Raw genomic sequence first — 12,488 nt, 5'->3', positions numbered from 1 at the left:
CATCATCAACAGGATGTCCTACAGGATGAGGACGGGCGGCACTTTACCAAAAGCAAGCGTAAAAATACAAGCATATTATCGATATTCGAAGCGAATTGACGAACCTCTAACGATTTAATACAAACTGCTGTTTAATTTAACTTTTTTTAACCTGCAAGCTAAAGAAAAAGCGCCTATTGGCGCTTTTAAATAATTCTTTTTAACTGTTGTATTTGCCTAGGACAAGGCATCCTTGGCATACTAAATTAGTGCGCTTGTTCCCAGTTATTCCCTTCGTCAGCTTCAACTATTAGTGGTACATCTAGCTGTGCCGCTTGTGACATCAGCTCACAAATTTGCTGAGTGTATTGCTCAGTGCACTCTGTTTTAATCTCAAATACCAATTCATCGTGTACCTGCATAAGTAGCTTAACCGTATTAGGCGCTTGCTGGTTAACCCATGCATGTACTGTTAACATTGCTTTTTTAATAATATCGGCAGCCGTACCCTGCATAGGGGCATTAATTGCCGCACGCTCCGCGCCTTTGCGGCGTGCTCCATTGCGGGCATTTATTTCTGGTAAATGTAAGCGACGACCAAAAATAGTTTCTACGTAACCATTTTCTGCTGCTTTTTCACGGGTCGTCTCCATGTATTCTAAAACGCCAGGGAAACGCTCAAAATATTTATCAATATAATGCTGCGCTTCATGGCGTGGTACATCAAGTTGACGTGCCAAACCAAATGCCGACATGCCATAAATTAAGCCAAAGTTAACGGCCTTAGCTTTACGGCGCATATCTGATGTAACCTCTTCAAGCTCAACTCCAAATACCTCAGCAGCTGTCGCGCTATGCACATCTAAGCCATTTGCAAAGGCATTAAGCAACCCTTTATCTTGTGATAGATGCGCCATAATACGCAGCTCTATTTGGCTGTAATCGGCCGCCACAATTTTATATCCATCAGCAGCAATAAAGGCTTCACGAATACGGCGCCCTTCTTCTGAACGAATAGGAATATTTTGTAGGTTAGGATCGCTTGAACTTAATCGACCCGTTGCTGTTACCGCTTGATGATAAGAAGTATGCACACGCTTGGTTTGCTCATTCACGATCAGTGGCAACTTATCTGTGTAAGTTGATTTAAGCTTAGATAAACCGCGATGCTCAATAATCACTTTAGGCAATGGGTAATCGTGTGCTAATTCTTGCAGTACTTCTTCTGCTGTAGAAGGCGCGCCTTTGGGTGTTTTTTTGATAACGGGCAATTCTAGCTTTTCAAATAACAGTACTTGTAATTGCTTTGGCGAGCTTAAGTTAAACGGTTCGCCTGCGATTTCAAACGCTTCTTTTTCAAGCTCAAGTAGTCGCTCACCCAAGCGCTGGCTATGTGCTGCTAACATATTACTGTCAATCGCTACACCAGTACGTTCAATGTCAGAAATAACGCTAACCAGTGGCATCTCTATATCTTCAAACACCGATTTAAGTTTTTCATCAGCCTCAAGTTTCGGCCACAATACTTGGTGTAAACGAAGCGTAATATCGGCATCTTCTGCGGCATATGGCGCCGCTTTTTCAAGCTCGATTTGATTAAACGTGAGCTGCTTTTTACCTTTACCAGCAATGTCTTCAAAGCTAATATTTTTGTGGCCTAAATATTTAAGTGCTAACGAGTCCATATCATGGCGAGTACCTACGCTATTAAATACATAAGACTCCAACATCGTATCGAACTTAATGCCCTTTAGTTCATAACCCGCATTAGCAAGCACGCTTTTGTCGTATTTTAAGTTCTGGCCAACTTTCGGTTTATTTTCATCTGCTAATATAGGCCCTAGCTTTTGCATCACAAATTCGAGGCTAAGCTGCTCAGGTGCGCCTGGGTAATCGTGTGCAATCGGTAAGTAGGCGGCTTCCCCTGCTTTTACTGCGAAACTCATCCCTACCAACTGCGCTTTCATATACTCTAAACTGGTTGTTTCAGTATCAAAAGCAAATAGCTCAGCTTCATTGAGTTGCTCTATCAATGTATTAAATTGGGCCTCAGTTAAAATCGTTTCATAGTGCGCATCTTCAACTTTTGGCAACTCATTTTCTTGGGTTGGGACTGCTAAATGTGTGTCAGCATCTTTTGGATTGTCTAGTAATTCAGCTAACCAGCGACGGAATTCACACTCACCGTATAAGGCAATTAATTCGTCTTTATTCGGTGTTTGCAATTTAAAAGTATCAAGATCAGATTCAACCTCCACATCACACTTAATCGTGGCAAGCTCATAGCTTAACGGTAAATGATCAATCGCTTTTGCAAGCTTTTCACCTATTTTACCTTTAATATCAGCAGCATTATCAATTACGCCCTGAAGCGATCCGTACTTTTGTAACCATTTAACCGCTGTTTTAGGCCCACACCCTTCAACGCCAGGAATATTATCTACTTTATCGCCCATTAAAGCTAAATAATCGATAATAAGCTCAGGTCCAACACCAAACTTTTCAACCACAGTGTCGGGATCTGAAATACTGTCGGTCATGGTATTGATCAAGGTGACATGCTCATTAACCAACTGTGCCATATCTTTATCACCAGTTGATACCAGTACATGGCGTTGTTGCTCAGAAGCAATGCGCGCAAATGTACCAATCACGTCATCGGCTTCTACACCTTCAATACTAATTAATGGAAAACCCATCGCTTTGATAATGCTGTGCAGCGGCGCTATTTGGGTTCGCAGATCGTCAGGCATTGGTGGACGATTCGCTTTATACTCGCTGTACATGTCATTTCTAAAAGTTTTACCTTTGGCATCAAACACCACTACCATATGTGAAGGATCGTATTGTTTGATCAAACTTTTCAACATGTTTACCACGCCATAAATGGCGCCAGTGGCTTCACCTTTAGAATTAGTTAAATGAGGTGGAGAATGATAAGCACGAAACAAATATGAAGAGCCATCAACAAGAATAAGCGGGTTTTCGGGGATCTGAGCCATGGTAAAATTGGATCCTAAATACAAAAAAGTAATATAAGTATAAGCATGCCATAAGGCAGTAAATAAAACGACTGTGAATTAATGTGGTTAAGGGCGCTACATTTTTAGCAACTTGTGGATAACTATGTAGATAACACCCACAACCCATCCATCCGAAACATAGTAAAATGCTTAGATTAGTTTGTAATTTATTGTTTTGTTTAAAAAAAGATAATTCGAGGTTCTTTTTTATTATTCTTCTACCAATGTGGAAAAGGCATTTTAACCGTTACTGGTGTTGTAACCCACTCTGATTATTTACGTCCATTTAAATAACTGGATGAGCATTCTAGCATAATGGATCAAAGATCATAGCGATCCTTTATAATTTTTTTCACCCTCACTAGTTATCAAATGGCATATAGCGCATAACAACTTACTTTGCGGCTAAAAAACCAGCAAATAAATTTTTAAATCGACTGATTCGTCGTGTTAAACTTTATTAAAGTGACTTCTATGGAGCAAAATAATATGAAAAATGTAGCGGTAATTTTAGCGGGTTGTGGCGTATTTGATGGCAGTGAAATTAATGAAGTAGTATTGACTTTATTACACATTGAAAAAAATAACGCTCAGTATCAGTGTTTTGCACCGGATATTGCGCAGCACCATACCCTTAATCACATTACTGGTGAGGAAATGGCAGAGCCGCGTAATGTATTAGTAGAATCGGCTCGTATTACCCGTGGCAACATTAAATCACTAACAGAATTAGACGTTACACAATTTGACGCTTTAATTATCCCTGGCGGCTTTGGTGTAGCTAAAAACTTATCTGACTTTGCTATTAATGGCACTAACGCAAAAGTAAATGACGAAGTACTCAGCGCTTGTAAAGCATTTGCAAAAGCAAACAAAGCCACCGGCTATATGTGTATTGCACCTGCTTTATTGCCATTCATTTATAATAAACCACAAATCACTATTGGTAATGATAGCGACACAGCCGATGTTTTAACTTCATTAGGCGCTGAGCATATTGAGTGTAAAGTGGATGATATTGTTATTGATAAAAACAATAAGCTAGTTACAACGCCTGCTTATATGTTGGCACAATCAATTATGGATGCCGATGTAGGAATCGAAAAACTAGTAAGTAACGTATTGGCTATGAGTTAGTCGTAAGGGTTCTGATCGCATTTATATGCCTAATGATCCCGTTTTATCTTGGTAATTTATTGAGTTAGGACAATCATTAGTCGTATTTATAAATAAAATCGACTCTGAGCATTTTATAAATCACTGAGTAGAGTTATAATTGTTCTAAATTCCGTCATTTAAAATCGTGATTGATCACGTTCAAATTGAAGTGGGCAAGGCAAAATGAAAAAACTATCAGCTGCAGCATTACTTGTGCTAGCAACCACCGCATACGCACAGCCATATGATAACTCTATGACTGAAGATGCAATTAAAAAACGTTTAGCGCCTATTGGTGCTGTTTACCTTGAAGGTGAGAAAGTAGCGGTTGCTGCACCAACAGGTCCTCGTTCAGGCGAGCAAGTATATCAAGCAGCCTGTTTTGCTTGTCACGGCACCGGTGCTTTGGGCGCTCCTAAATCAGCTGACGATTGGGCTCCTCGTATCGCTAAAGGAAAAGACACCTTATTAGATCATGCGATCAATGGCTTTAATGCCATGCCACCGCGTGGTACGTGTATGGATTGTTCTGATGATGAAATAAGCGCAGCAATCGATTTTATGACTGCTAACTAAAATTAGCCAAGTCAAAATGCTTTAAATGAAAGGTTTACGTTTTAGTAAGCCTTTTTTGTTTCTAATTCATGAGTTTTAGCTACATAATTAAGAAAAATATCTACTTGACGCAAAATGTTAAAAGTGGAACTATAATGATTAATAACTATACAAAAAATTATAACTGGTTAAACATCATTGGAAGATAAACTTATTGTACCTAATAGCGTAGTGCGCCAAAATAAACGACTAAAAGCACTATTAAAAAAGTACAAACATGCCTACCACCTCCACAATGCCCTGATACAATTATCAGAGCAAGCAAGTACTGTTGCCGAGCTAACCTTACTTTACCCTGCTATTCATGACATTTTACAAAAGTATGTTCCGAGTAAAAGCTTTTATGTGGTGCTGGTTGATCCCCAATCACAACAGTTAGAATTATCTTATTTTTCTGATGAAAAAGATGGTATTGCAGTACCACTTAATCGAGATAATAATTTTGAAGAAGGCGCAACGGGTTATGTCTTCAAGCAAGGAAAAACCACTTACTTTACCAAACAGCAAATGCATGATGCTGCCCAGCAAGGCTTATTTAAAGCATTGGGTACACCTGCAGAACACTGGGTAGGCGTTCCCGTTTATCAAGAAAGAAACATTATTGGTGTGTTAGCCGCGCAAAGTTACGACACACAACAAGGTTATAGTTCGCAACAAATAAACCTGCTTGAGGCCATGTCACTCTATTTAGCCACCGCAATTGAACGGGTTAAAAAACGAGAGTTACTCGAATCAGAAGTAAAATTAAGAACCCGAGCATTAACGCAAAGTAATGACGCTTTAAATGTTGAAATACAACAGCGAAAAGGTGCCCTGCAACGCCAGCAAATATTATTCAAAATTTCAGAGCTGACAACCCAAGCCAAAAATTTAGATGATGCTTATTTTCAAATACACGAAATAATAAAAACCATTACTTACGCAAAAAACCTTTATATTGCCTTGTATGATAAAGAATCAGGTTGGATCAGTTTTCCCTACAGTGTTGATGAATTCCAAGGCAGCACTCAACCACGGCGCTTTGCAAAAGGCTACAGTGAACTGGTTATAAGCACCGAAGAAACACAAATAATTCATCCGAAAAGAGCACAAGAGTTATTAAATAGTGGCATTGTAGAGCGTGAAAAACCAATTGATGAATCCAAGAGAGCCACCAGCTGGCTAGGCGCTCCGCTAAAAACTTCGCAAGGCGTTATAGGGTTAATTGTTTGCCAAGCTTATAATAATGAACACCTTTTTACACATGATGATGCAGAGCTAATCACCTTTGTATCGCATCAAATTGCCACGGTATTACAAACAAAATTAGCTTCACAGGCACTAAAAAAGAGCCACCAAGAACTTGCCTCACGAGTTAATGAAAAAACCAAAGAATTGAGCCAAGCAAATTTACATTTGCAAATGCAAATTGATGAACGTAAAAAAATAGAACAACAGCTTTATCACGATGCTCACCATGACTCACTAACAGGCTTACCAAATCGGAATTTATTTTTAACTCAACTAGAAAAAACCCTACAGTATTATCAACGCCATAGCGATGAACACTTTGCAGTGCTGTTTATTGATCTTGATAAGTTTAAAGATATTAATGATCAACTCGGGCATCATGCCGGTGATGAGTTTTTAATTAGTGTTAGTAAATTATTCTCACAATGTATTCGTGAACATGACTTATTAGCGCGTTTAGGCGGAGATGAGTTTGTAGTATTACTGACCCACCTGACTGAGCCAAACCAGGCAGAAGATGTTGCCAATCGCATAATTAAAATTATGCAAAAGCCATTTTGTACTAAAGGTGTGTGTGTACAAAGTGGTGCCAGTATTGGGATTACCTATTCAAAGCAAAGCTATAAACATACCGATGAAATCATTCGCGACGCCGATGCAGCTATGTATTATGCTAAGAATTCAGGAAAAAACCGCTTCGAGTTATTTCACCCACTGCTCACTGAGCCTATGTTGCAACATGAGTCACAAACATTGCATCATCTTGATGTATTACCTATGACGTTTCGTAGTTCAGATATTATCACCTTAGATGAGCATTATCAGTGTGCATCGTTATTTGAGGCTTTTGGTGAACACCCAGTCCTTGGCTTTACCAGCTTTGATATTTTAAAGAAGTTTGCTAATGATAAAGAGCAACATGCCAAAGTTGAACTACAACTCATTCAACAAGCTTATCAACAAGCACAAAATGCAGAAATAGCCGTTGCGCTATTGCCTTGCTCAAGCTTACTGCTGGAAGAGCATGAGTTTTCTTTACTAAAAGCAACACTAAAACAACCAATAAAAAATGAACAGCTTTGCTTATTATTTGATGAGCAAGAATTGCGTTATGCCAGTGCGCAGCAATTAGAAAATTTAAAACAGCTTAAAAAGCTCGGTTACTCGATTGGCTTGAACAATTTCGCAAAAGATAAATGCGAGCTTAATTTGGTGACTGAAATAGAGTGTGATTATTTACTGCTTAGCTCCACCTTCAGTAAACGAGTATTACAACAAGAAAGCTACGATTTGCAGTTGCAGGGGGTGCTTGCTATTACTAAGCTTAAACGTATCAAAGTAATAGCTAAAGGCCCATCAATATTAAACTTTAGAGCCCTTTTAGATAAACACGGTTTAAACCTATTCGTTGCTAAACAGCACCCGCTAACCAGCACTGTGCCAGCCACACTTAAAACTCAGAATTAAAATAGCGCTAAACACCTTATTCTGGTTTTTTCAGCATTGCTCTTAAATTTGCAACCCGAGCTTGGCCTTTTTCCATCCGTTCAGCTTGGGTGTTAGGCGCTTTTTTGTTTTCAAAGGCTAAGTCATCTTGCGGTAACTCTTGCACAAATCGACTGAGCTCTGTTTGTGATGTTTCACCGAACTGGCGACGGATTTTAGCATAGGTTAAAGTGAGCTCTTGTTGCGCGCGGGTAATACCTACATAGGCAAGGCGGCGCTCTTCATCCACATTATCTTCGTCAATGCTTACTTGGTGTGGTAACAATCCTTCTTCCATACCCACCATAAATACATAGGGGTACTCGAGTCCTTTTGAGGCATGCAAAGTTAATAATTGCACGGCATCAGCTTCATCTTCTTCTTCGTTTCGCTCTAGCATGTCCCTAAGGGTCAATTTACTAACTACTTCAGCCAGTGTCATTGGCGGATTATCGGCATCGCCTGTTAACATGTCTGTTATCCAGCGATACAGCTCGGACACATTTTTCATCCGCATTTCAGCGGCTTTGGCACTAGGCGATGATTCATACAAGTAAGCTTCGTAATTAATATTACGCACTAAATCCTTCACCGCCTCCAGTGTATCACTGCGCACTGCGTTATCTGAAAGCTCAACCACCCACCGGGCAAACCCAGCTAGTGCATTTAAACCACGTCCTTTTAGTCTGTATCCTAAGTCGTTATCAAAGCAGGTCGCGAATAAGCTTTGGTGTTTTTCATTAGCTAAGGTGCCAAGCTTTTCAAGCGTGACTGTACCAATTTCACGACGTGGGGTATTCACAATTCTTAAAAAAGCATTGTCATCATCTTGATTCACTAAAAGACGTAAGTAAGCCATGATATCTTTAATTTCAGAACGTGAAAAAAACGACATTCCACCACTAATTTTATACGGGATTCGGTTACTCATTAACGACTTTTCAAAGCCCCGCGCTTGGTGGTTACCCCGGTACAAAATAGCGTAATCTTTATAGCTGGTGCGTTTCATAAATTTATGAGAAATAATCTCTGCGACCACACGTTCTGATTCATGTTCTTCATCACGACAGCCAATGACTTTAATTTGCTCACCATAGCCCAACTCACTAAAGAGCTTTTTTTCAAACTCATGGGGGTTATTTGCAATTAAGATATTGGCCGCTTTAAGAATGCGCCCAGCACTTCGATAGTTCTGTTCTAGTTTTATTAATCGAAGCCCAGGGTAATCTTTACTTAATAACACCAAGTTTTGTGGACGAGCACCACGCCAAGAGTAAATTGACTGATCGTCATCTCCCACCACAGTAAAGCGTGCTCGTTCGCCTACTAATAATTTCACTAATTGATATTGGCTGGTATTGGTATCTTGATATTCATCTACTAATAAATAGCGAAAACGCTGTTGCCAACGCTCACGTGATGTAGCATTACTGCTTAAAAGCAGTGTGGGGATCATAATTAAATCATCAAAATCCAGCGCGTTATACGCTCTTAATTGATTTTGATAGCGCGCATAAAGCTGCGCAAATAAGGATTTTTGTGCATCGCGTGCTTCACCAATAGCTTGCTCTGGTAAAATAAGCTCATTCTTCCAGCTACCAATTTGCATTTTTAGCAGGTTCAGTAAATCTTTGTCTTTTTTAAGCTCGTCTTCGGTTAAATCAGCAAGTAATTGATTCGTATCTTGGTCGTCAAACAGCGAAAAACCAGGCTTAAAACCCAGTGTTTTTAACTCTTTTTTGATGATTTCAAGCCCAAGCGTATGAAAGGTAGACACCCATAAGCCTTTAGACTCTTGTTTGCCTAAGGTTTGCAAAACCCGCTCGCGCATTTCTTTAGCCGCTTTATTGGTAAAGGTAACCGCCGCAATATTACGCGCTTGATACTCACATTTCTGTACTAAGTAAGCAATTTTGTTGGTGATAACTCGTGTTTTACCCGAGCCTGCGCCGGCTAATACTAAGCAAGGACCACTAATGTACTTTACCGCTTCATCTTGTTTAGGATTGAGTTTCATAACGACCAGCTGATTGCAAAAAGACGGGCAATTTTAACGTAATCACTACAATACGCCTAGCCAATAAGGTAATATTAGTTATTATCATTTTAGGCAACAGGCAAGGGACGACTATGATTAACCCAGCAAAACTTGAAGAAATTGCGAAACAGATCACTAATAACATGCCACAAGGTGTAAAAAATCTGGCTGACACACTTGAAGGTAAAACTAAGCAAGTGTTACAAAATAAGCTTGCCGAAATGGACTTTGTAAGCCGTGAAGAGTTTGATATTCAAAGCCAAGTGCTGATCCGCACCCGTGAAAAGCTAACTGAATTAGAAGCAAAAGTAGCGATACTTGAACAGCAATTATCGGCAAAAACAGACGCTGAATAATAAATATAACGCCATAGACGAACCTGCTTTATGGCGCTAATCACTCAGTCATTCAAATAGCTCGTCCAGTACATAATAACCCGTTGCTTGTTGCTGCTCTAAGCTTACCCTCAGCAATTTATTAGCTACTTGCTCACCGGTAATGGGTCTATACCGTTTAAAGATACCAAAACGCGTTAGCAGCGGAAGTAGCACCTCACCGAGCTTTTCTGCAATTCTAAGCTCTGAACGCTCGCCGACTAATAAGGACGGTTGCAATATACTCAAGCGTGCAAAGCTAAGCTGCCTCACCTGCTGCTCAAGCTCTCCTTTTATTTTTAAATAACGGCTCATACTATGTGCATTTGCGCCACTTGACGATACCAAACAATAATGAGGAACAGCGTTATTGGCCGCCATTTGCGCACAAATAAATTGGTATTCAAAATCAACTTTACGTTGTGCAGCCACACTACCTGCTTGCTTTAATGTGGTCCCTAAGCAAGAAAAGAACACGTCACCTTTGAACAATTCAACATAATGCGTCAAATTTTCAAAATCAATAACATGGCTAATTAATTTAGGGTGGGAAAAGTCTAATTGGCGGCGCGATAAACTCACTACCTTTGAATAGCAAGGAGATGCTAACAGCTGTTGTAATAACTGACTGCCAACTAAGCCGGTACTGCCGATTATTAGCGCCGTTTTAGCCATATTAAAGGTGACTGTCTGCAGATTTATTTAGTACATGGTGTACTGCTTTTTTATAGCTTTCACACTCTTCCTCGGCACAACTAACTACCGATTCTAAGTCATGCAAATGACCATTTTCTAAGCCATATACCCAGCCATGCACCGTGAGTTCTTGACCTCTTAACCATGCATCTTGAACAATGCTGGTTCGTGATACGTTACGCACTTGCTCAATCACATTGAGTTCTATTAAACGATCCAGCCGTTGTTTTTCTGGCAGAGCATTAAGTTGCTCTAGGTGTTTTTCTTTTACATCACCAACGTGACGAAGCCAGTTATCAATAAAGCCAAAACGGTCCTCGTTCAGTACCGCTTGCACGCCACCACAACCGTAGTGGCCAACAACCATAATATGTTTTACTTTTAATACTTCGACCGCATACTGCATAACCGATAAACAATTATGATCGGTATGTACAACCACGTTGGCAACATTACGGTGCACAAATAACTCACCCGGTAATAAATCAACAATTTGATTAGCTGGCACCCGTGAATCAGAGCAACCTATCCATAAGTATTCTGGGTTTTGTTGCATCGATAAAATTTTAAAAAATTCAGGGTTCGCTTCGCTCGTTCTTGATGCCCAGCGTTTATTATTTTCTAGTAAGTTATTTAAATTTCTCATTACATCTCTTTTAGGTCGAGGGCGTTTTTAAACTGGCTAAAATTAAAATATTACGGGGTGTTAATTGCTTCTCACAAAATGTATTAACACTGACATCATAGCCTTGCTGCTGCAAATATAAAGCACGATCGAGCACAAGCCAAACTTCTATTGCTCTTCTAAACACATGTCGAACCAGTTCAACTCGCTCGGTTATCTTTTTTCGCGCCTGCCCAATCAATAAAAACTTATTATAATCAATATCTTTTTGCAGTTTTAAGGCTTTTTTGTCTGCCGCCCAGTTACAAAACGCTGCAAACGAATCTGAAAATATCGCTTTATTCACTGAAGGGACGCTGACATAGCCTAACTCACCAGTAAGTGACTTTCTTAAAGCATCAAATCCAAGTCGCCACTCCACTTCTGTTTTTCGCACTTTGCCTACTCGCGAAGGGGCTGTAACTGTTTCTTGCAGGGCGAGCTTTAAATCTCTGTGAGTTAAATTAAGTCTGCTTTGCTGAGCATGCTCGCTCATCACTTGGTAATCATTATCAGTAAATAAATGATAGCAACAAGGTGAAAAGCTAATTTGTGGTACTTTTGCTGCACTGGCTTGATGCATAAAAGTTTGGTGTAACGCGCCGCAGGCATGTAAAGCGACGGCATGAGTGTATGGGTTGAAAAAACCCTGAGTGTTATCTTTAAGTACATCGGCTTGGCTAAATTGCATTGCAAGTCCCTGCTGCTGTGCACTTTTTTGACCTTGTTCACACAAATGAGATTGTAGTTCAACGCTGTGGACACTCTGTGCACCATTAAAAGCTAACATTCGTCCTAAATGACCTTTACCTGCACACCACTCTAAAACAGGCTGGCTACTAGCGGGTAATGCGCCAACAAAGTCTTGTAACTGAGTAAACTTTCGACCTTTAATACCATTACTGATCCAAAACGGGTATTCCTTCCGAGCGTTTGTAATGGCAGGCAATGACACTAATCGGCTTAGTTGCTCAACAGCGGGAATATAAGATGAAAAAAACTGATAGAGCTGTTCTTGATCAGAGTCTAATTCAGCAACCGCCTGATCGGATAAAGCGCTCAAAGGAGCATGTAATTCAGGCCAAGGTAAGGCATCAAAATCAAACGCAGTGCATTGCCAATACGAGCGAGTATTCATTAGCAAAGAGTCGAGGGCAGAAAATTGCTCAGTTAAGGTCATAACAGCTTAGGATATAAAAAAGACGCTTAATTATACCAGCACAATA

The 12,488-nt window shown here is 40.0% G+C and carries 9 protein-coding genes; 4 read left to right on the top strand and 5 right to left on the bottom strand.

What is annotated here, in order from left to right:
• Positions 1-245: 245 nt before the first annotated feature.
• Positions 246-2,981 carry a DNA polymerase I gene (gene polA / locus AB8618_RS00710; protein WP_413401131.1) on the bottom strand — a complete coding sequence of 912 codons (2,736 nt, stop codon included), beginning with the start codon at positions 2,979-2,981 and terminating at the stop codon, positions 246-248.
• A 510-nt stretch (positions 2,982-3,491) separates the two neighbouring features.
• On the opposite strand from polA, the gene elbB reads away from it, so the two are divergent.
• The 3 genes from elbB (at position 3,492) to AB8618_RS00695 (ending at position 7,472) form a co-directional block, all read left to right on the top strand.
• Entirely contained in the window at positions 3,492-4,139 is a 648-nt protein-coding gene (elbB, locus tag AB8618_RS00705; RefSeq protein WP_413402907.1) for an isoprenoid biosynthesis glyoxalase ElbB, read from the top strand.
• Positions 4,140-4,343: 204 nt separating this feature from the next.
• The gene (locus AB8618_RS00700) at positions 4,344-4,736 is read left to right on the top strand and encodes a c-type cytochrome (protein WP_008112730.1); all 393 of its coding nucleotides are present in this window, start codon (positions 4,344-4,346) and stop codon (positions 4,734-4,736) included.
• 177 nt (positions 4,737-4,913) lie between these two features.
• Positions 4,914-7,472: a diguanylate cyclase domain-containing protein gene (locus AB8618_RS00695; RefSeq protein WP_413401130.1), complete on the top strand. Its 2,559-nt coding sequence runs from the start codon at positions 4,914-4,916 to the stop codon at positions 7,470-7,472.
• A gap of 16 nt (positions 7,473-7,488) precedes the next feature.
• Here the strand turns inward: AB8618_RS00695 and rep are convergent, their stop codons facing one another.
• Entirely contained in the window at positions 7,489-9,507 is a 2,019-nt protein-coding gene (rep, locus tag AB8618_RS00690; RefSeq protein ID WP_413401129.1) for a DNA helicase Rep, read from the bottom strand.
• Positions 9,508-9,620: 113 nt separating this feature from the next.
• Between rep and ubiK the strand changes: the two genes are divergently transcribed.
• Positions 9,621-9,884: a ubiquinone biosynthesis accessory factor UbiK gene (gene ubiK, locus AB8618_RS00685; RefSeq protein ID WP_008112735.1), complete on the top strand. Its 264-nt coding sequence runs from the start codon at positions 9,621-9,623 to the stop codon at positions 9,882-9,884.
• Between the two features lie 48 nt (positions 9,885-9,932).
• On the opposite strand, the gene AB8618_RS00680 is transcribed toward ubiK, so the two are convergent.
• From AB8618_RS00680 to AB8618_RS00670, 3 genes are read right to left on the bottom strand one after another with little or no spacing between them, the layout of a single operon-like run.
• On the bottom strand, positions 9,933-10,577 hold the full coding sequence (locus AB8618_RS00680) for a short chain dehydrogenase (protein WP_409424441.1): 645 nt from the start codon (positions 10,575-10,577) through the stop codon (positions 9,933-9,935).
• 1 nt (position 10,578) lies between these two features.
• Entirely contained in the window at positions 10,579-11,244 is a 666-nt protein-coding gene (gene can, locus AB8618_RS00675) for a carbonate dehydratase (protein WP_008112739.1), read from the bottom strand.
• 10 nt (positions 11,245-11,254) lie between these two features.
• On the bottom strand, positions 11,255-12,442 hold the full coding sequence (locus tag AB8618_RS00670) for a methyltransferase (RefSeq protein ID WP_413401128.1): 1,188 nt from the start codon (positions 12,440-12,442) through the stop codon (positions 11,255-11,257).
• Between the last annotated feature and the right edge of the window lie 46 nt (positions 12,443-12,488).

The sequence above is a fragment of the Pseudoalteromonas sp. RW-H-Ap-1 genome (assembly GCF_048318575.1).
GTDB lineage: Bacteria > Pseudomonadota > Gammaproteobacteria > Enterobacterales > Alteromonadaceae > Pseudoalteromonas.
This window is presented reverse-complemented; position numbering and strand designations above follow the sequence as displayed.